The sequence below is a fragment of the Enterococcus sp. DIV0756 genome (assembly GCF_051710745.1).
Taxonomy (GTDB): domain Bacteria; phylum Bacillota; class Bacilli; order Lactobacillales; family Enterococcaceae; genus Enterococcus_A.
Map to the genome: position 1 here is coordinate 1,040,149 of NZ_JBIOLF010000002.1, position 20,118 is coordinate 1,060,266.

General features: G+C 39.8%; 16 protein-coding genes. 13 read left to right on the forward strand and 3 right to left on the reverse strand.

What is annotated here, in order from left to right:
- Nucleotides 1-10: 10 nt before the first annotated feature.
- The 5 genes from IGI44_RS21345 to IGI44_RS21365 all read left to right on the forward strand — a co-directional run bounded on the left by IGI44_RS21345 (nt 11) and on the right by IGI44_RS21365 (nt 7,703).
- Nucleotides 11-1,375: a PTS ascorbate transporter subunit IIC gene (locus IGI44_RS21345; RefSeq protein ID WP_438789926.1), complete on the forward strand. Its 1,365-nt coding sequence runs from the start codon at nt 11-13 to the stop codon at nt 1,373-1,375.
- Nucleotides 1,376-1,393: 18 nt separating this feature from the next.
- Nucleotides 1,394-2,245, forward strand: a complete 852-nt coding sequence (locus IGI44_RS21350; RefSeq protein WP_438789927.1) for a transketolase — start codon at nt 1,394-1,396, stop codon at nt 2,243-2,245.
- Nucleotides 2,246-3,190 carry a transketolase family protein gene (locus tag IGI44_RS21355; protein WP_438789928.1) on the forward strand — a complete coding sequence of 315 codons (945 nt, stop codon included), beginning with the start codon at nt 2,246-2,248 and terminating at the stop codon, nt 3,188-3,190.
- 374 nt (nt 3,191-3,564) lie between these two features.
- A complete protein-coding gene (locus IGI44_RS21360; protein ID WP_438789929.1) occupies nt 3,565-3,933 on the forward strand; it encodes a YxeA family protein in 369 nt (122 codons plus the stop codon).
- Between the two features lie 248 nt (nt 3,934-4,181).
- Nucleotides 4,182-7,703 (forward strand): SpaA isopeptide-forming pilin-related protein, encoded by a 3,522-nt coding sequence (locus IGI44_RS21365; RefSeq protein WP_438789930.1) that lies wholly within the window; start codon nt 4,182-4,184, stop codon nt 7,701-7,703.
- 256 nt (nt 7,704-7,959) lie between these two features.
- Here the strand turns inward: IGI44_RS21365 and IGI44_RS21370 are convergent, their stop codons facing one another.
- Nucleotides 7,960-8,808 carry a peptidoglycan DD-metalloendopeptidase family protein gene (locus IGI44_RS21370; protein ID WP_438789931.1) on the reverse strand — a complete coding sequence of 283 codons (849 nt, stop codon included), beginning with the start codon at nt 8,806-8,808 and terminating at the stop codon, nt 7,960-7,962.
- 222 nt (nt 8,809-9,030) lie between these two features.
- On the opposite strand from IGI44_RS21370, the gene IGI44_RS21375 reads away from it, so the two are divergent.
- A complete protein-coding gene (locus IGI44_RS21375) occupies nt 9,031-9,819 on the forward strand; it encodes a DUF4931 domain-containing protein (RefSeq protein ID WP_438789932.1) in 789 nt (262 codons plus the stop codon).
- 106 nt (nt 9,820-9,925) lie between these two features.
- Here the strand turns inward: IGI44_RS21375 and IGI44_RS21380 are convergent, their stop codons facing one another.
- Nucleotides 9,926-10,141, reverse strand: coding sequence for a DUF3955 domain-containing protein (locus IGI44_RS21380; protein WP_438789933.1), 216 nt, complete (start codon nt 10,139-10,141; stop codon nt 9,926-9,928).
- Between the two features lie 421 nt (nt 10,142-10,562).
- Between IGI44_RS21380 and IGI44_RS21385 the strand changes: the two genes are divergently transcribed.
- The 6 genes from IGI44_RS21385 (at nt 10,563) to IGI44_RS21410 (ending at nt 18,090) form a co-directional block, all read left to right on the forward strand.
- Nucleotides 10,563-12,413, forward strand: coding sequence for a glucose PTS transporter subunit IIA (locus IGI44_RS21385; RefSeq protein WP_438789934.1), 1,851 nt, complete (start codon nt 10,563-10,565; stop codon nt 12,411-12,413).
- An 18-nt stretch (nt 12,414-12,431) separates the two neighbouring features.
- Nucleotides 12,432-13,151 (forward strand): glucosamine-6-phosphate deaminase, encoded by a 720-nt coding sequence (locus IGI44_RS21390; protein WP_438789935.1) that lies wholly within the window; start codon nt 12,432-12,434, stop codon nt 13,149-13,151.
- A gap of 31 nt (nt 13,152-13,182) precedes the next feature.
- Nucleotides 13,183-14,028 carry a PRD domain-containing protein gene (locus IGI44_RS21395; RefSeq protein ID WP_438789936.1) on the forward strand — a complete coding sequence of 282 codons (846 nt, stop codon included), beginning with the start codon at nt 13,183-13,185 and terminating at the stop codon, nt 14,026-14,028.
- A gap of 310 nt (nt 14,029-14,338) precedes the next feature.
- A complete protein-coding gene (locus IGI44_RS21400) occupies nt 14,339-15,835 on the forward strand; it encodes an ABC transporter permease (RefSeq protein WP_438789937.1) in 1,497 nt (498 codons plus the stop codon).
- 202 nt (nt 15,836-16,037) lie between these two features.
- Complete coding sequence (locus IGI44_RS21405) at nt 16,038-16,712, forward strand: ABC transporter ATP-binding protein (RefSeq protein ID WP_438790308.1); 675 nt, start codon at nt 16,038-16,040, stop codon at nt 16,710-16,712.
- Nucleotides 16,705-18,090 carry a PASTA domain-containing protein gene (locus IGI44_RS21410; protein ID WP_438789938.1) on the forward strand — a complete coding sequence of 462 codons (1,386 nt, stop codon included), beginning with the start codon at nt 16,705-16,707 and terminating at the stop codon, nt 18,088-18,090. Before IGI44_RS21405 ends, IGI44_RS21410 begins: the two co-directional genes overlap by 8 nt.
- Nucleotides 18,091-18,141: 51 nt before the next feature.
- On the opposite strand, the gene IGI44_RS21415 is transcribed toward IGI44_RS21410, so the two are convergent.
- Entirely contained in the window at nt 18,142-19,089 is a 948-nt protein-coding gene (locus tag IGI44_RS21415) for an alpha/beta hydrolase fold domain-containing protein (RefSeq protein WP_438789939.1), read from the reverse strand.
- Nucleotides 19,090-19,319: 230 nt separating this feature from the next.
- Between IGI44_RS21415 and IGI44_RS21420 the strand changes: the two genes are divergently transcribed.
- Entirely contained in the window at nt 19,320-20,066 is a 747-nt protein-coding gene (locus IGI44_RS21420) for a hypothetical protein (protein ID WP_438789940.1), read from the forward strand.
- Nucleotides 20,067-20,118: the final 52 nt, after the last annotated feature.

The following is a 20,118-nucleotide window of genomic DNA, read 5'->3' on the forward strand; positions in this document are numbered from 1 at the left end:
GGATAAAAGAATGAACGGCATTTTAAGTATATTAATTGATATTGCAAGTACTCCAGCTTTACTCGTAGCATTGATCGCTGTTTTAGGGAATGTTTTACAGAAGAAGGATACTGCTTCGATTGTTAAAGGCGGGATCAAGACATTTGTTGGTTTCTTAGTCGTTACAGCTGGAGCAGGTGTGATCGAAGGATCATTGGCACCTTTTGGTGAAATGTTCCAAGCGGCCTTCAACATGCAGGGCGTGGTTCCGAACAATGAGGCCATTGTTGCCTTGGCATTAAATAAATTTGGTACGTACACTGCACTTATTATGTTAGTCGGGATGGCTTTCAATATTTTGATCGCCCGGATTACTCGGTTTAAATATATTTACTTAACGGGGCACGCCACACTTTATATGGCCTGCATGATTGCAGTGATTTTGAGTGTGACGGATATGGGAACCGTGCCATTGGTACTCTTTGGCGGTTTGGCATTAGGATTAGCGAATACCATTTTCCCAGCTGTCGCACAACCTTTTACTCGCCAAATTACGAAAAATGACTCCGTTGCTTTAGGGCATACAGGAAACTTTGGATACGCTTTGAGTGGTCTGATTGGAAAATTTGTCGGAAATAAAGAAAAATCGACGGAAGATATTAACTTTCCAAAAGGATTATCCTTCCTACGAGATTCAACGGTAAGTATCACGATCACCATGGCAGTGGTCTATGTAATTGTTGCGCTGTTTGCAGGAAATACCTTCATTACCGAAAATCTAAGCGAGGGCACAAATTATATTATCTATTCGTTACAACAAGCTGGATCATTTGCTGCGGGAGTATTTGTGATCTTGGCAGGCGTTCGTTTGATCTTAGCAGAAATTGTACCGGCATTTAAAGGAATCTCGGAAAAATTAGTGCCGAATTCCATTCCGGCATTGGATTGTCCAATCGTTTTCCCATATGCACCAAACGCAGTATTGATTGGCTTCTTGACTAGCTTTGTCGGCGGAATCGTCAGCTTAGTGATTATGGTTTTAACAGGAACGACGGTGATCATTCCAGGAGTAGTACCGCATTTCTTCTGTGGAGCAACAGCTGGCGTTTATGGAAATGCAACCGGTGGGTTACGCGGAGCAATTGTCGGTTCATTTGTCCATGGCGTTATTATCAGCTTTATGCCGATTCTCTTAATGCCGGTTATGGGCGAACTAGGCTTCCAAGGCTCGACCTTCTCTGACACGGATTATGGTGTAACTGGAATTTTCTTAGGAAACTTAGCCAATTTTGGCGGTCAAATTGCGGCGATCATTGGAATTCTCGCAGTATTAGGAATCTTGATCGTCTTGACAGCGATCACCAAAGGAAAAAAATCAAGTACGGTTTCTGAATAATTCAAGGGAGAAGATACTGTGGAAGAAGTAACGCTTAAGAAATTAGAAGTTTTAGCCGCAAATATTCGGATTGATACGATTGAGGCCATTCGTAAAGTCGGTGCTGGGCACATCGGTGGTTCTTTGTCGATTGTGGAATTGTTGGCAGTGCTTTACGGAAAACAATTGAACTACGATCCAAAAAATCCTCAATGGGAGGAACGAGATCGCGTGGTATTATCCAAAGGACACGCTGGGACTGCTTGGTATAGCGCCTTGGCAGAAGTTGGTTTCTTTGAAAAAAGCTGGCTGATGACGTTGAATGAAGGCGGTACAAGACTGCCTTCTCACCCCGACCGGACAAAAACGCCTGGAGTGGATGCGACGACTGGTTCTTTAGGCCAAGGGACCTCAGTTGCAGCGGGGATCGCGACTGGATTGAAGATGCAAAAAAGGAACAGTTACGTCTACTTAATCGTCGGTGATGGCGAATTAAATGAAGGACAATGCTGGGAGGCCTTTCAATATTTGGCTCATTTCAAGCTGAATAATTGCATCGTGATCATTGATGAAAATAAAAAGCAATTGGATGGAACAACGAAGGAAATCCTGAATCCCTTTGATATCGAGAAAAAAATGCAGGCGTTTGGCTTTAAAACAGTTAAAGTTAAAGGGAATGATATGCTAGCGATTGATCAAGCGATTACGGAGTGTAAAACGGTCGAAGACCAAGCAGTTTGTATTGTGCTTGATTCTATCAAGGGTCAGGGCGTACCGTTCTTCGAAGAAATGGTAGCCAATCACTCTGTGAAATTTGATAATGAAGAAATTTTGGCAAGGACAGAACGGATTCTGGAAGACTTGCGAGAACGAACAAAGGAGCGTGGATAGATGTACACACTAGCAGACAATCGAGAAGTTGGGAAAGAGCTTCGAGTTGTGGTGGTCGACGCTCTGAAAGAGACAATGAAAAACAATGAGCAGGTCATTGCGCTAGATGCCGATTTAGGTGGTGCCAGCAAATGGACCGATTTGATCAAAACGAATCCGGATCGTTTTATCAATGTCGGGATTGCCGAAGCAAACATGGTCGGCGTTGCAGCGGGGTTGAATCTCACAGGATATGTACCATTCATTCATACCTTCGGACCGTTTGCGACACGCCGAGTATTGGATCAAATTTACTTATCTGGTGCCTATTCAAAAAATACCATCAATATTTTTGGTTCAGACCCTGGATTTGCGGCTGGTCATAACGGTGGGACGCACACGACTTGGGAGGATGTGGCGTTACTGCGTTCAATCCCTGATGTAGTCATTTGTGACGCTGCTGACGCCGTTCAGATGGACTGGATCATCAAAGAATTCAGCAAATTATCGGGGGTACACTATGTTCGTGGTACACGTAAAGGTGTTCGAAATGTTTATGCTGAAGGATCAACCTTTCAATTAGGGAAGGGCAATTTGTTGAAGAAGGGCTCAGATTATTTAATCGTTGCGGCTGGACAATTGGTCTCGGAGGCTTTGGAAGTCTCAGCGTTCTTCGAAGAAAGCGGTGAAACGGTGGATGTGATCGACATGTTTACCATTAAACCGTTAGATAAAGAGTTATTGTTGGAACGATTAGCTGGTAAGAAGATGGTAATTACGATTGAAAACCATTCAATCACTGGAGGATTAGGCAGTGCTGTAGCAGAAGTTCTAGCTGATAATGGTCTTGCTATTCCGTTGAAGCGTATCGGTGTCGACGAGCGCTTCGGTCAAGTAGGGACTCCTGATTTCCTTCAGGAAGAATTTGGACTGACGACAGAAAAAATAATTGAAAGAATTCAATAATGACAAGTTAAAATAAATCTCCATAAACGAATCGCCCTGTAAAGCTAGATTATAACTTTACAGGGCGATTCATATTTTCTTCAAATGGAACTATACATCAAAGACGTCAGCTAAGTGATGGAGAAGGATATCCATGTGTCAACATTTTTATTGATATCATCTGCACGACCTATACCGAGATTCCATGAACCTCGGTATAGGTCGTACTTTTTGAGAAATACTCTACTGTCGTTTAAAAGTAACAGAGCAGTGTAATAAAAGAAAATTCTTAACTCAAAATTTGCCTCAGCTTACAAAAATGTTAGTGGAAAATGTGGGCTAAAAGGGTCCTATCGTGCTATTTTGTTTTGTGAAATTAAGAAAGGATGCTTAGTATGAAAAAAGTATTGATTGGTTTTGCGGCAGTGATAGCGATCGTCTTATTCGGAGGAAGTCATTTTTTGAATAGTACATATGAAAAAGTAATGGATGGCGAAAAATATTATGTAAAAATTACTACAGATGGCAGCCGTTTAGACGGAAAAGATGATGCGGGAAGAGAGTATACCGACTATTCTTATGATTTAAAGGGCTATGATAAAGATGGCATGGAAAAAGAACTTCAGTTTAGAGCGAATAAAACGCGTCCTTTACGTAAAAATGCTTATTTAAAGATCACTTGGAATAAAGAAAAAGGTGTAACGATGTATGAGGAAGTAAAGAAGAATGAAGTTCCTGACAAGGTCGCAACGAAACTGGGGTAACTAACCAAATTTAATTAATAAAAAAGTAAAGCAGGGAAGAAAACGTTCAATAGTTCTTTCCTGCTTTTTTTCTGTGATTACTGTAGGTTAAACGAAGCTATAGCTTGAACACGTCTTGAGCAAATAGTCATAAATAAGATCAAAAAAATAAAAAATAAAACGCGTTTTTGAATGCTTTTTATGTGTAGTATCAATTCCTTGAAAGTTATTTTTTATGGATATATACTCCCACAAAAGGGGGATTACTAATGGGGAAAAAAGTTGAGAAACTTATGAGGATTATTTTTATTGGGATTCTGGTCATCCCTTTATTTCATACATTCTTTCTTGAAAATCAAGTATTTGCTTCTGAGAAAACGCTTGATTTAAGCTTTGATAAACAACCGAGTCAGGTTGGGGACCAAGGAAACCTGTTGATTACAACAGATGAGCCAAATTATTTGAAGGTGTCCGTAACACCTGAGTCTGGATTGGAACTGGTGAAGGGAGAGTCAAGTTCTGGACACGTTATTTACCAGTATCATGTGTTGCAGAAAGGAAAGTATAAAATAACGGTTTCAAATAGAAGCGGGAATGAAAATAGTACTCCTGAAAATACGAAATCGCTCAGTGTTGAGATTAAGGAGCCAGGTACTCAAGAGACTGATGCAAGCAAAGAAGATACAGATTCAAGCATTCCTTCTGAAGAGGGAATGGAAAATGGAGCTGAGTTTAGTCAGTCATCCACTGACAATAAAAAAGCAGAAAAAACTGAACAATCAATTAATGCCGATCAAACTTTGGCTAATCGTGAAAAGAAAGCTTCCGCTGCACCTAAAGGGGCGACGGTTCAAACATTGTCAGAAAGCAACGCCGCAAAACTTGGGAATTTGTGGGATTATAATGCCTATTTAACGGGTCAGCATTCTGCGAATATGGCGGATACTGAAGGGGCTATTGCTGTTAGGGGAGATAGTGTTTTTCCTGATGATCTTCAGACCTTCACTTACGGGGCTTCATTCAGGGAAAACAACACGGCGATTGGAGAACCGATTAGGGAGGATCAATATGTCAATGTATTGCTTGGCGGAAAAATCGATAATCGGGCAACTAGCGAATGGGTAAAGCCCGTTGTTGAAAACCGTACAACGAATGGAAAAACGCAAGGTTGGTTAGTCGCACGTCCAACAATTTCTGATTGGATTTATAAGAATTTAGGCGAATGGTTCTCAGCGATCGCCTATAAGGCAGACGACCAGATCATTGATGGGGCTTTTGCGAAATTACAAGCACAAGAAGATCAGATGAACGCGAAATTAGACAAGCTAACTAAAAGTGCTGGAAAGACTGTTTATGAAGGTTCAGGGTATAAATTGAGTGCGTCTACCACAGATTCGAAAGTACTTATCTTGAGCTTTGATAAGGATAACACACCGTTGGAAATTAAAACATTAACGATTCCGGATGAGTTTTTGAAAAGCGATCAATACAAACAAATTGTCGCGACTTCTGCATCAAAAAAGATCGTAATGAACGGGACGAGTATTTCTGGAGCTACTAGACAAGATGCAGGGACCTACAGTGCTTTAGCTAGAAAAATTACGTTCTATTTCCCAAATGCCCAAAGTATTACCAACTATCTTGAAGATGATGGCAGCTATCCAGATACTTCAAAGAGTGGTATTACGAGCGAGGGAGCTGACAATTATGGAAAAGACAATGGAAAAAATTATTATCATAGCTTCACTATAGGTAGTGTCATCGCACCTAACGCGACGGTGGTTTATCATTCAGGAAGCATTAATGGGTATGTTTTTGCCAAGAATCTTCATCAACGTGATGGGATGGAAATCCATAATTTCTATAATCCGTGGCTATCAGAGAATGAACAGCCTGAGGTTGGTAGCGTCACGTTGCATAAACAAGATAGCCAGACGCAGACGCCACTTGCAGGGGCTGAATTTGGTATTCGACAAAAAGGGGCAACAGAATTTATTGATGTTCAAGCATCAGATGAACAAGGAAATGTCAGCTTTGAGGGGATTCCCTATGGTGAGTATGAAATTATCGAAACAAAAGCGCCGGAAGGATATGAACTGTCAACGACTATCCATAAAGTCACCGTTAGCGCCCAAACCTCCGCTGTCACATTAGTAGCTGAGGATAAAAAAGAAGCTGCTGTTTTGGTTGAATTAGCTATTCATAAATCGGATCAAACAACTCACGCAGATTTATCTGGAGCAATTTTTGGGTTAAAAGGACTGAGAGAACACGATTTTATCAGAGTGACGACAGATAAACAGGGCCATGCTGAATATAAAAATTTAGTTCCTGGATATTATGAGCTTGTAGAATTAACCTCTCCGGAAAGCTATCAAATTGATGAACAACCTCATATTATCTATGTTGGTCAAGAGAAGAAAAAATCGGTTATTGAATTCACGAATAAACATAAAGTAGATAAAAAGGGAAGTATTCAACTAACGAAGATCGACGAGGCAACTGGAAAACCGTTAAGCGGGGTAGAATTTGGGGTCAGAGAATTTGGTCAAAAAGAGTTTACTAAGAAAAAAACGGATGAGAATGGACGGGTAAAATTCACCGAGCTAAATGTAGGAGCTTTCTATACCGTCGCTGAATTAACTAGCCTAAACGGTTATCAATTAACCCCTCATCCGCTGATTGTACGAGTCGGCGAGGGCGGACAAGATGTCAATATCGGTAACTGGACCAATAAAAAAGAGCAACCTATCAGTCAAAAAGGCTCGTTGAAAATTGAAAAAACAGACAAGGCAACGGGTAAACCATTAAGTAAGGCTGTCTTTGGCATCCGAGCATTAGGACAAAAGGAATATCAGAAAGGCGAAACGGATTCACAGGGTGTATTGAGCTTTACTGACCTTTCTCAAGGGATTTATGAAGTAAGAGAATTAAAGGCGCCAGCCGGCTACACCGCGACAAATCTTGTGAAGAAAGTGACGGTTGGTTATGATCCACAAGATCCGATCACTATTTCAAAATGGGAAAATGAGCAGACGGCTACACAGTTAGGAAGTACGAAGGTCATAAAAACTGACGATTCGGGTCAGCCTTTAGCGAATGCTGAATTTGCCATTCGAAATGATCATGAACGAACATTTACGAAAAAAGCAGTCACAAATGAAAGTGGCGAGGCGTATTTTAACAATCTTCCTTTCGGAAAATACGAAATTATTGAGACAAAAGCGCCAGCCGGCTACCAGATTGATGGCACACTCCATCATATCGTTGTCACGAATGAGCAAACGGATAGTCATACATTAACCGTCAAAGATCAAAAGAAAATAGCAAGTGTGGGACAGGTCAGCCTTGAAAAGAGAGATAAAAAAACTCATCGGGTTTTAGCGGGTGTTGAATTCAATTTAGAAAAGTCAGATGGGACTGTTATTAAAACCTATAAAACAGATAAATTTGGTCGCATTTTCGTAAAAGATTTGGCTTTTGGCACGTATCAATTTGTTGAGAAAAAAAGCTTGCCAGGCTACGAATTAGACACCAAACCACTCCCATTTACGATCAGTCGAGAGAATGCATCGCAGCTACTAACGCTGACAATGGTAAATAAGCAAAAAACTGACGATACAACTAAACAAGGACATCATCAACAAGGAACCACTGGACGGAGCAAAGGAAGTCAGTCAAGCAATTCCTTCTATCCAAAAACAAATGATACTGTGCAGCCTTTGATTGCAGTCGCTGGATTAGGGATAACCGCAGCAGCCATCTATTTAATCTTTAGAAAGAAGCAATAAAAAGCGATAAAACTTTCAATTAGTACGAAAAAAGCCAAATGAATGGGAATGCTACTTTTGTTCCCATGCTCATTCGGCTTTTTTTGTTCTAAAGGGTTTATCCATCTTTTGTAAGTAGTTTTCCTTTTAATCAGGAACTGAGAATTTTTAGAAATACCTGCTAATTTACGGTAACCAGAGCTTCTTTTGTTTAATTCTGTTTTGCTTAGGGAAATTATTAAGGAATCGGTCGTTCGTGCAAAACTGATAGAAAGGTTTAACCATTTCGAACTTGACTTTCTCGCGAAATAAAACAAGGTTCGTCTATTTGATGATCGTCCCAGCAGATCCCCGTAAATGAAATCGGCAATCCAGCGGAATAAACAAAGCTCTTTCCGGTTTGAAGTTGGAAGTGAATATGGGGTTCACTTGTATTACCGCTGTTTCCGCACAGAGCAATTTTTTCTCCTCGGCGAACAGTATCGCCGGCTTTCACGGAAATGCTGCCTTTTAGTAAATAACAAGTAACACTATACTCATGTTTATCATGCTGAATAATAACAAAATTTCCACGTATATCAGAAGCAGCACACCCGACTTCGCCAATCTCTCCAATCGGTGTGTCTTCGTAATGATTAGCTATTTTAATAACCGTTCCATCTGCTGGGGCCAGTACGTTGGCTTTGTAGCAGTAATAGTCCTCCAATGATTTTCGATTAGTAGTATAAGAATGTTCCGCTTGATCAACGATGATAAAATCATAGGCGTATCTTTGAGAATGCATCAGCCAAGAGTGGGAGGTTTCCTTATCAATACCACCATTTGCCACGTACCATTCTCCTTCAAATGGCAGCGAGTAGTGACATTTTGGATCGAAATTTTCTTTATCTGGTAATTTGAAACCATGGACTAGCGGAACAACCGGAATGCTAAGCAACATGTGGATATTCTGAGAAATGAATGGAAAATGCTTGAAGAAAGCTAGAATCATAAAAAATAATGGAGGCAACGCAAAAAGCCAAAACAAATAAAACAGTCGCAGAACTTCTATTTGAAAAATATCTGCCAGAAATCCGATGATTCCAAGCCACTGTAGCTTTGCCCATTGGTGAGCCCTTCTGTTCATCCAATCACTCCTACTGAATTCGGCAATCCAATCCTATCATTCGTCTTTAAGTCTAACATCCCAAGAAAGGTAAAAAAGTATTCAATTAAACTTGGAACGGGAGTCATTACCAGCGTAGCGTTATGTTAAATGATCAGGCTGTCGAAATAGGCTTAACATGTATTCGTTTTTTTCGTACTCTAGTATAATGAGTAAGACTATTCAGATGGGAGCTACTTATCTATGAAAAATAAAAAGGAAGCGGCGTTAATTTTTTTACCATTGGCCGCTAATGGGAAACCGCAACACCTAGGATCGGAAAAAGCCGGTTGTCCATTTTGTGACTACGCGGAAGAAGACAATATTTTGAGAAAAGAGGGAAATCAGCTTTGGGTGCTTAATAAATACCAAACATTGCGGGATACTTTTCAAACAATTATTATTGAACATCCGGATCACAATAAGGATATCTCAACCTATACAATCGAAGAAAATCGGAAGTTATTTGCTTTTGCTTTCGATTGCTGGGCAAAAACGAAGGCAGATCCCCAATTCAAATCCGTGCTCTTTTATAAAAATCACGGGCCCTTATCTGGGGGGAGCTTAAAGCACCCTCATATGCAAATCGTCGGCTTAAAGGAAATCGATGGGGAAGCTCAGATTCAATCGGAGAATTTCGAAGGTATTACCGTTCTGTCAGAAAAGAATGTCGAAATCAATTTCTCCAGTATGCCGGTTATGGGCTTTTTAGAGATTAATCTTCTCGTTGATGTGAAAGCAGCGGATGCCATCAATTGCCTAGCAGATTATGTACAAAAGACGGTTAAGTACATTCTAAACACGTACCATCATGGGCGATGCGAAAGCTATAATTTGTTTTTATTTGAGCGGGAAGGGAAATACATTGTTAAGCTGACACCACGTTTTATCGTATCCCCCTACTTTGTTGGCTATAAGCTGACCCAGAATTTTACCGAGGAACATTTACTGTTGCTGAAAGAGGAATTTCGGGAAAGTTTGTTGGAGGATTGATTTTAAAATTGGAAAGATCATGTATTTTCTTGACCCTGCTTGATTTGAGAACTAAGAGACTAGCCCGTTATTCAACGGGCTAGTTTGCATGAGGGGAAAGAACGAATTAAGAAGAATATTTTTTTAGGATTCTCTGTTTAACGATACTATACAAGGCAGTAAAGAAAGCGAGAGCTAATGCTACATAGCCTAATGGAATACAAAAGAATGCTGGTTCAACAAGCATCCCACTGGAATCAATGTATGAACCCACAAGCGCGGAAATCGAAAACAATAGAATACTTAAAACAAGAAATAAACAGGGTATAATATATTTTTTCATATGGTCTCCTCGTAGTTATTTTTTCAGATTATATAAAATAGAAATTAAGAATTAATACGCATGACAAAACTGTTAGATGAGAAGGCAGAATTGAAGAATCATTTTTTGGAAAAATTACTAATAAATAATGAATCAATAATTTACTATGAGGGTTTTTTAATACTGAAAATCAAAATATGAGGGATTTCCGAGAATCCGGGTAAGGTAACGGTGGAGCAGATTTTTCCAATTTCTTTACGTGTAAAAGAAAAAAAATCGTGTTGACATTCCTTTTTTGTGATGATAACCTATGTGTGAAAACAATTACATTTAGCAGGGTTCGTTACGGGTAAAGCTGGCAATGCCTAAAGAAAGTATGGTTAATACACATACTCTCTTTAGGCATTTTTTTATTGGACTCGGCTAAAAAAGGAGGAAGAACATGAATAATCAGGAGCTGGCTCAAGCTATCTTAAAGTATGTCGGTGGAGAGAAGAATATCCGTCATTTTACTAATTGCGTGACACGTTTACGTTTTCAGTTGAAGGATGATAAGAAGGTCGACCAGCAGGCGTTAAGCCAATTGGATGGTGTACTTGGTATTCAGTTTCAAGGAGATCAATTTCAAGTAATTCTTGGTGGAAAAGTTGCGAGTGTTGCGAATGAGCTAGGCGAGATTACGTCTTTATCAAATGGTGATGAGGAGAACGATAGAAAAATCGGAGTTTCTAGTGTGTTAAATGCATTATCATCAATCTTGACTCCCGCTTTGCCGCCAGTCATTGCTGGTGGTCTACTTAAAGGTTTCATCTTTATGTTCTTGAATTTTGGCTGGGCGGATGGTGGCTCTGATACGATCATTTTTCTGAATGGATTATCAGATGCTATGTTCTATTTTTTCCCGTTCTTGCTTGCTGTGAGTTCTGCGAAGCGCTTCAAGACAAATGAGTATTTGGCCCTAACTTTGGCTGGATTGATGATGTATCCCTTTGCGATTGCGGAAGGTCAGCAGGTCATGAAGCTTTTTGGCTTTATTCCAGTAGCTGTGGTTAATTACAGCGCCTCTGTTTTACCAATCATTTTCTCAGTATGGCTATTGAAATATGTTAAGCGCTTTTTTGACAAGCGTATTCCGGAAATGGTCAATATGGTCTTTTCTCCTTTATTAGCGTTATTAATCACTGCACCAATTGCGATGAGTGTATTAGCGCCATTAGGCTATTATATTGGTGAATATGTTGCTCAGGGAATCAAATGGCTGATTGATTTTTCTCCGTGGCTAGCAGGATTGGTTGTAGGAAGTACTCGTCCCGTCCTTGTGTTAGCCGGTATGCATCACGCGATGAATCCTTTAATGCAGCAGGAAATTTCCAGTTTTGGTTCTTCACAAATGCTGGCGATGGTGCTTATGAGTACATTTGCCCAGGCGACAGCACCATTAATTGTTTATTTCAAAACTAAGCAGGTTAAGGAAAAACAAGTTGCGCTATCTGCTGTAATTCCGGGATACTTAGGGATCACAGAACCTTCTATTTATGGGGTATTGGTTAAGTATAAGGGTGCGATGATCGCGACCTGTCTCGGCGGAGGGATCGGTGCTGCTGTTAGCACAATGTTAGGTGGGCGCAGCTTCGGATTTGTTATGCCGGGAATTCTCTCATTGCCGGCGTTTATGGGTGAAGGATTTATTGGAATTGTCATCGGGATGATCATTTCAATCGTTGCCACTGCTATTTTGACCTTCTTGTTGATGGATCGTTTCTCTGAAGAAACAAGGGGAGAAAAAAACAAAAGCAGTGAGGCAGCACAAGCAGACTCAATTTCGTTAGAGGAGAATAGCTTATCCATTCATTCACCTGTAAAAGGGAAAATCTTGCCCTTAGAGATGATTGATGACAATACTTTTTCTCAGGAAATCCTTGGAAAAACACTGGCGATTGAAGTTCCTGATGGCAAAGTCTATGCACCATTTGAAGGAGAGGTAAAGGCGGTATTTCCAACGAATCACGCGATTGGGCTGGTGGCATCCTGTGGGATCGAAGTGTTGATTCACATTGGCTTAGATACAGTGACTCTTGATGGAGAAGGGTTTGAATTAAAGGTAAAGCAAGGTCAAAAAATCCAACGAGGCGATGAGCTATTATCGTTTGATCCAGCATTTATCAAGTCTAAGAACTTAAATGATGCGGTAATCGTCGTAGTAACCAACTCAGAAAAATATAAAACGATCAATAAGGCGACCTCTGAAACGATTGATTTAGAGAACAATTTATTTAATATCGCATTGAATTAAAAGAAAGAAGGATGAAATATGAAAGTAATTATCACGGAAGACTACAATGAAATGAGTACTGTTGCAACGCAATATCTTTTAGGAGCGATGCACGGTCAATATCGACGCAATATCTCGATTACTGCTGGCTCCACTCCCAAAGGCGTGTATGAACTTTTGGTTCCCTTAGTAAAGAACAAGGAATATTTTGAACAGGTTCATTATTACAATTTTGATGAGATTCCTTTTAAAGGTGAAGAAGATCGTTATGGTGTGACCATGACCAATCTAGACGCAATGTTTTTTGGACCAGCAGCAATAAAGAAAGAAAATATTCATGTACTTGATTGGACGAATTATGAGATGCAAGATCAACGAATTAAAGAAGATGGCGGATTAGATTTTGTATTGCTTGGTGTAGGTGCCGATGGACACTTCTGCGGAAATCTACCCAACACAACTAAATTCGGTGATTTGACGAGTCGTGTCGATGAAGATGCTACGCCTGATATGGTCGATGTGCTGCTGAATGAGGTTGGCGGAGTAGAGGAAAAACGTCCGGATTTCTATGTTACGATGGGACCAAAGAGTATAATGCAAATTAAACAACTAGTAATGATTGCTAGTGGAGAGTCAAAAGCAGAGATTGTGAAAAAGCTAGTCGAGGGAACGGTCACAGAGGAGGTTCCTGCTACCTTATTGACAACACATCCGAATATAACATTGATCGTTGATAAAGAGGCCGCTTCTTTGCTATAGTTGTGTTAGTAATGATATAAGGAGGAACCCAATGCAAATAACACAAAGATTAAATAACAATGTTGTTATGGTTGAAGGGGAATCCGGCCAGCCGATGATTGTGATGGGCAAAGGGGTAGGTTATAAGGCTTACCCTGGAAATTTAATCAATGAATCACTGATTGAGCGAAAATTTATCCTGAAAAATGAACCAAAAAGTGAAATTGATAAAGTTTCTACCTTAATTAGTGAGATTCCTATGCAGTATATTTCTCTAAGTGATACGATCATAAAAATTGCTGAAAAGGAACTTCACACAGAGTTTGGCTTAACGATGTTGATCTCTCTAACAGACCATATTTACTCTGCTGTTGAACGAAAAAAGAAAAATATGTCCATTGTGAGTCCTTTGCATTGGGATATCAAGCAGCTTTATCCTTTAGAGTACGCTATTGGCGAAAAGGCTGTCGCAGTGATCAACGAGGCGGAGAATGTGGGACTGGATGAAACAGAATCTACGGCAATTGCTATGCATTTCATTAGTAGTGGAAGCAATTATGATTCGATTCAACAGGCGATGAATGTCACGAAAATTATCTCGGAAATCATTTCCATTATCCAATATCATTTTCAAATCAAAATTGATCAGAACTCGATAAATTTTTCTCGCTTAGTCTCCCACCTTCAATATTTCTTGATTCGCCAGGTAAAGGGGATCAAAATGATGGATATGAGTGAAGAGATGATTCGTATTGTCCTCGATCAATACCAGTCCTCCTTTCAATGTGCAGAAAAAATTATAAGTTATTTGAATAAGATCCATAATGTGAAACCGCCATTAGAGGAAGAAGTATACTTGACGATGCACATAGAAAGAGTCCGTCAGGTGGAGATGTAAGTACTCCGTTTTTTTGAGACTATCTAATTTAATATGACCAAAGCATCCATTCTTTTTTAGAATAGGTGCTTTTTTAGTTTTAACTTTAAAAAATAAAGACTTATTCCTCCTTTTACAGGTAACTGAAATCTATTCATAAACTGCGTTTAGGAATTATCTGACGCCGAAGAACAATTATTTTTGTACTTTCAAGAGTAAAAATCGTACGTTTAAGACAAATTGGACTTTACTCCACCTTATTTTGCTACCATTAGTGAAGGTTAATATCATGGAATAATACTATGTAATTAAGGTGAAAAGGGGTTAGTTTATGGATTATAAAAAGCGCGCCATCAGCAGTGTTCTGAGACGTAAGGGGAAGTCATTGATTTTGTTTCTGGTTGTTTTTATCTTAGGAAATGTAATCGCGGGAGCTGTTGCTATTCAACAATCGACAACAAATGTAGAAAATGAAACGAAGAAAAAAATGCTGCCTGTAGCGAGCGTTGAAATGGATTATGAGGCTTACGAGAAGCAGATGACTACTGTTGCTGCGGAGGAAGGCGGGCAGGAACTAAAACAGCCTAAAGCAAAGGATTACGAAAAAATTAGTAAACTTTCCTATGTGAAACGTTCTGATCTGTTTGTTTTAAACAGTACAGGAACAAATAAATTTAAAGCTGCAACGGATCCAAATGGGGGAGTTTCTTACGCTGGTAGTGCAAAGTACATGTTTAACATTAAAGGATACAATAGCAAGACGCCTCTAGATGTGTCAGAGGGCTTGATCAAGATTACAGATGGTGACGGATTTACTGATACAGATATCAAAAATGGTTCAAATGCGGTTCTTCTTAGTCAAGATGTTGCTGAAAAAAATAACCTATCCGTCGGTGACAATTTTGTTCTTGATACGGTTGTTGAAATGCCAGTTGGTGTTGAGGAGATGGATACTGAGGAGGAGCAATCGCAATCTAAAACAACATCTTTCGATCAGCCGATGAAGCTAGCTGGAATTTTCAATGTTGTCCAAAAGAAAGAAAGTTCCCAGCAAACGGAGCAGCAAAAATCAGAAAATGAATGGCGTGCCTTAGAGCAGTTGAATACGATTTATACGACTGAAAAAGCGGCAAAAGATCTTCAAAAGAAGATTGATGAGAAAATGTCTGGAGGTCTGTCAGCCGATGAAGGATCAATGGGGGATGATAGTGTTTACTATCAAGCAACATATGTCTTAAAAAATTCAGAGGACATCGAGGCCTTCCGTCAAGATGCGAATGCTTTATTACCAGAATTTTATCATATTGTGGCCTCTACAGATCAATATGAACAAGTAGCGGGCGGTTTGACCAAATTAAACACGATAGCTAAATACATCGTGATCATAGCGGTAGTAGCGACTCTTTTGATTTTGTCATTGGTGGTATTGCTATTTCTACGTGATCGAAAACAAGAACTGGGAATTTATCTTTCTTTCGGCGAAAGCCGTGGTAAAGTCATTATGCAAATCGTTCTCGAATTGTTGATGATTAGCTGTGTTGCTTTGGTACTGTCATTAATTACTGGTAATTTCTTAGGCGGAGCAATTTCTCGATCACTCATTCAATCAGATTGGCTAAGTAATGCAAATCAAACACAGCAATATTACATGAGTAACTTGATGCAAAGTGATCTTTCCTTCTTAGATATTCAGCAAGCCTACAAAGTGACCTTCAGTGTTGGCTACATTTTGACCTATTTGTTGGTGGGGATTGGGACAGTTTTTATTTCTGCTTTGTTGCCACTATTGTATATTCTTCGCTTGAATCCGAAGAAAATTATGATGTAAGAAAGAACAGCATAGGAAATGACTTCATCAACAGGAAGAAGGATTTCAGTTTCACTCTTCACAGTTTGTTTTAGGAATAAGCAAATAAAATAGTAAGGGGAAACCGAGTAAGAAGGAACTAGTAGAATGATATACGGCATGAAAATCCAGCGTCATTTTTTGTTAAAAATGACCTCATTAATCAGAAGAAGGGGTACGAATGATGGCTTTATTAGAAGCGAAAAATATTGATTATTATTATCAAGATGGAGATCAGCGGAGATTTATCTTAAAGAATGTTTCCATTAGTTTTGAAAAAGGGAGGCTTTATAGTATTTTAGGCAGATCGGGTTCTGGTAAAACGACTTTTTTATCGTTGATCAGTGCTTTAGACAAGCCGAAAGAGGGGGAAATCCTTTATGACGGGCAAGATATCGCAAAAATTGGTTACGAAAAATTTCGAAAAAACGATATCAGTATTGTTTTTCAAAGCTATAATTTGATCCCATATCTTTCAGCTGTTGAAAATGTCCTTGTGCCAATGGCGATAACGGAGAATGATTTACCAAAAGAAAAAAAGCAGGTTGCTTATAATCTTTTGAAATACATTGGAATTACTGAAGACAAAGCCAATCGGCTGGTAAATCAGCTGTCCGGGGGAGAACAGCAGCGGGTAGCAATCGCACGTGCGTTATCGATGAATGGCGATATTATTCTAGCGGATGAGCCTACTGGTAATTTAGATGAAGAGCTGGAGGAGGAGATCGTTGATATTTTCAAGGAGTTGGCTCATAAGCACGGAAAATGTGTTATTTTGGTCACCCACTCCAGTGAGGTGGCTCAACAGGCCGATGAAGTGCTCCTGCTGCGAAAAGGTGTGTTAAGTCAATATGAGTGATTTTTTATCAAATTTTGTAAACAATGAAGATGAAGACAAAGAAAAAAAGGAAGTACCATTAGAGGAAGCACCAGTAAAAAAGGAAAAGCGTTTACCATCTAGAGCAGATAAAAAAGTAGAGCCAGAGCACGTCGAATTTGACCCCACGTTTAAAAGACGCAGACAAAGGAAAATCTTCTTCATTTCTATCGCGGTTTTTCTTACTATAATTGGGATGACTATTGCTTATTATCGATTAAATTATGTAAAGGTTCCTAATTTTCAAGGCAAAGAAATTGCTCATGCACGAGAGTGGAGTGCTGAAGAAGGAGTGCTTTTGAACCTTAAAAATACTTACAGCTTTGATACAGCGACCAATAAGATCACTAAACAAAGCGTGAACTCGGGAGATAAGATCAAAAAAGGAAAGACCTTGATTTTGACTGTCAGTTTGGGCCCTAATCCTGACGAACAAGTCATCCTGCCAGAGTTTGAGTCAATCACTTCGAATCAGGCGAAGGAGTGGGTAAAAAAGGAGAAGGCCGAAAATGTCTCGGTTATTGAGCAGTATGATGATAAAATTCAAAAAGGTACATTTATCAAGCAGGAGGCAGCCAACAAAGAATTAAACTTGAAAAATTACAAGCGTAAAGATCGGCTGACAGTCTACTATTCAAAAGGTAAAGAAACCTTTGAAAAAATTATCGAAGTGCCTGATTTTACCAACAAAACGCTGACAGAGGTCAATGAATGGGTACGAAAAAATGAAGTAAAGCTAGTTACCGAGAAAGTTTTCTCACAATCGATTGCATTGGATAGCGTCGTTTCTCAGGAAACGCCTGTTGGGACGAAGATTGCGAAACAGGATGAATTTAAAGTGCAGTTGTCGAAAGGTAAGCCGTTAGTCGTTCCCAATTATGGGAAATACACTTTAGAAGAAGCTAGAGAACTCTCAGGGAAACTGCCGGCTGTGCTAAAAAGTGCGTATTCGGAAACCATTCCTTTCGGTCATTTTATTAGCCAAACGATAGAAGCCGGAACCGAACTGGATGAAAAGGATAATCCTCCAACGATTGAAGTTGTTTATTCAGAAGGACGTCCATATATCAAGGATCTGCGTAAAAATGCTCTTGAAGGGGATTTGCCGAAGCTATTCTTTGAAACCTACGCGGCCAAAGGTGCGACAATCACTTATGATGTGTACTATGTAGATTCGGATCAGCCTAAAGGGACGGTTGTCGAAATGAGCAAGTATGGTGAATACCTTCCGATGGTCGCAAATTTATCGATTGGTATCAGTTTGGGAAATATCCAGCCTTCCGATGAGGCATCCAACTCGCTTAATTCCCCTTTATCCAATGAAGCTAACGAAGCAGACGAAAATGAGAAACAAGAATAAACTTAAATAAAAAGGATCGAGCAATCGTTGCTCGATCCTTTTGCGACTTCTTTAGCTATTTCGTTTGTTCAACCAATCTGTCGAAACATCCATTGCAGCTCGTGCCGCATTGCTTTGATCCATAGAATTGACCATCACAAAATCGTGGATCATCCCTTGGAAGCGAATCTGGGTCACATCTACGCCGGCATCCCGTAGGTGGCGAGCGTATTCTTCGCCTTCATCTCTTAATACATCGGCCTCGCCGTTAAGAATCATGGCAGCTGGAAGTCCTGTCAAGTCTTCTTTAGACGCTTGAAGTGGGGAGATTGTTTTGATCGTTGTCTCTTGTCCTTCAGGTAAGTAATTATCCCAGAACCATTTCATGCCTTCTTTGGCTAAGAAATAATCTGTCGCAAATTGGTTGTAGGACTCTGTATCAAATCCATGATTTGTTACTGGATAATAAAGCAATTGTTGATTGATTTTCGGTCCTTGACGGTCTTTTGCCAGCATCGTAAGAACGGTCGCCATATTTCCTCCGACACTATCACCAGCAATAGTTATACGCTCAACGTCGTATGCGTTATTTGCCTCTTCTACTAATTTAAGCAGGGTCGCATAGCTTTGTTCAATCGCCACTGGGTATTTTGCTTCGGGGGAGCGGTCGTATTCTGGAACAAAAACAATCGAATTTGTTCGAACGGCTAATTCACGCACCAATTTGTCATGAGTATGGGCACTGCCCAACACCCAGCCAGCACCATGAATGTAAAGAATGACGGGGAGTTTCTCAGTCGTATCCTTTGGCTTTACGGTTCGTACGTTAATGGTTCCATAGTTTCCTAAATCCCATTCTTGATCTTGAATGTCTGCATCTAATTTATTTACTGGAGAATCCTGTACTTCCTCTAGTAGTGCCCGTGCTTCGTCTACAGGTAATTGATAAATATAAGGTTCTTTTTCATTAGCAATACTAAATTCTAAAGCTGATTGTTCTAAAGAGATTCTTTCTGACATATCAATTCCTTCTTTCTTGGTATTCGTCTATCATAAAGGCAACCGCTATCATTTCAAAAGGATCAGCTTGTTCAATGATTCGCTTATAAAAGACAGAAACAAGCAAAATATAAATAGCTTCTTCCTTTTTTCTCATTATTTTAATTTTTTTTAGTGCTAAAATTAAAGCACTAGCAATGGTTTATTGCTAATGAAAGAAAATAATTTAGTCTATTTTTCGGAGGAACAGAATGAAAAAAATGAGTTTTTTCGTTTTAGGGTTTTGTATTTTATTTGTATTATCTGGCTGTGGTTCAACAGAGAGTAAAGAAGTGGAACCGTCAAGGAGTGTGTCTTTAACTTCAGAAGTTTCTTCACGTCCGTCTTCTGAATCAACAGAGTCACAAAGTTCTAGTACGGTGGGGGCTAGCAGTACAGTCAGCACTACGGCGACAACTGATTCGAGTCAGAAAGTTCAATTTACCGCTGGACAAAAAGGAGCAATCAATCAGGCTTTTCTCGATTGGGCAGGCGAACGTGCTGCGATAGGGAACATGGCGGTGAGTCATTGGTTTTTTGACCATGGGGCAGCAGGACGTGGAGATTGGTACGCCAATACGCCAGATGGTCAGGTGCAGGTACAAAATAACGGTGTGCCTGGGGAAAAAGCCTTTCCGATCCATGCGTTGGGAGGTTGCGTCTTTTATACGTCAAAAGATGGAAGCATTGGCAAACAGGAGCTGATGGCAGGCTCTTTTGCGGCCAATTATTCGGTTAAAATGGATTATAGCAAACCAGTTAGTAAGTATCTCTTAGGCGATAATGGAGTAGTCTATGAATTAAAAACAGGAAATGGGGAGCCGGTGAGCACGAACACTGGATTTGGTGAATACGCCGATGATGGGAGTTTAGGAAGCTATACGCCAAATAGAAGTTTCCAAATCTCAGAGGACCAGGCGGCACAAGAAAAGCTTAGAGAGCTGATTTATTCGTATTAATTTTTAATAAAAGCGAACCGTACAAATCATTTATTGGATTTGTACGGTTTTT

Excerpts from the sequence above, each read along its gene's own strand:
- IGI44_RS21355 (WP_438789928.1), top strand. The coding sequence starts at position 2,246 with ATGTACACACTAGCAGACAATCGAGAAGTTGGGAAAGAGCTTCGAGTT.
- IGI44_RS21345 (WP_438789926.1), top strand. The coding sequence starts at position 11 with ATGAACGGCATTTTAAGTATATTAATTGATATTGCAAGTACTCCAGCT.
- IGI44_RS21390 (WP_438789935.1), top strand. The coding sequence starts at position 12,432 with ATGAAAGTAATTATCACGGAAGACTACAATGAAATGAGTACTGTTGCA.
- IGI44_RS21375 (WP_438789932.1), top strand. The coding sequence starts at position 9,031 with ATGAAAAATAAAAAGGAAGCGGCGTTAATTTTTTTACCATTGGCCGCT.
- IGI44_RS21370 (WP_438789931.1), bottom strand. The coding sequence starts at position 8,808 with ATGAACAGAAGGGCTCACCAATGGGCAAAGCTACAGTGGCTTGGAATC.
- IGI44_RS21415 (WP_438789939.1), bottom strand. The coding sequence starts at position 19,089 with ATGTCAGAAAGAATCTCTTTAGAACAATCAGCTTTAGAATTTAGTATT.
- IGI44_RS21365 (WP_438789930.1), top strand. The coding sequence starts at position 4,182 with ATGGGGAAAAAAGTTGAGAAACTTATGAGGATTATTTTTATTGGGATT.
- IGI44_RS21410 (WP_438789938.1), top strand. The coding sequence starts at position 16,705 with ATGAGTGATTTTTTATCAAATTTTGTAAACAATGAAGATGAAGACAAA.
- IGI44_RS21405 (WP_438790308.1), top strand. The coding sequence starts at position 16,038 with ATGGCTTTATTAGAAGCGAAAAATATTGATTATTATTATCAAGATGGA.
- IGI44_RS21385 (WP_438789934.1), top strand. The coding sequence starts at position 10,563 with ATGAATAATCAGGAGCTGGCTCAAGCTATCTTAAAGTATGTCGGTGGA.
- IGI44_RS21380 (WP_438789933.1), bottom strand. The coding sequence starts at position 10,141 with ATGAAAAAATATATTATACCCTGTTTATTTCTTGTTTTAAGTATTCTA.
- IGI44_RS21400 (WP_438789937.1), top strand. The coding sequence starts at position 14,339 with ATGGATTATAAAAAGCGCGCCATCAGCAGTGTTCTGAGACGTAAGGGG.
- IGI44_RS21420 (WP_438789940.1), top strand. The coding sequence starts at position 19,320 with ATGAAAAAAATGAGTTTTTTCGTTTTAGGGTTTTGTATTTTATTTGTA.
- IGI44_RS21360 (WP_438789929.1), top strand. The coding sequence starts at position 3,565 with ATGAAAAAAGTATTGATTGGTTTTGCGGCAGTGATAGCGATCGTCTTA.
- IGI44_RS21395 (WP_438789936.1), top strand. The coding sequence starts at position 13,183 with ATGCAAATAACACAAAGATTAAATAACAATGTTGTTATGGTTGAAGGG.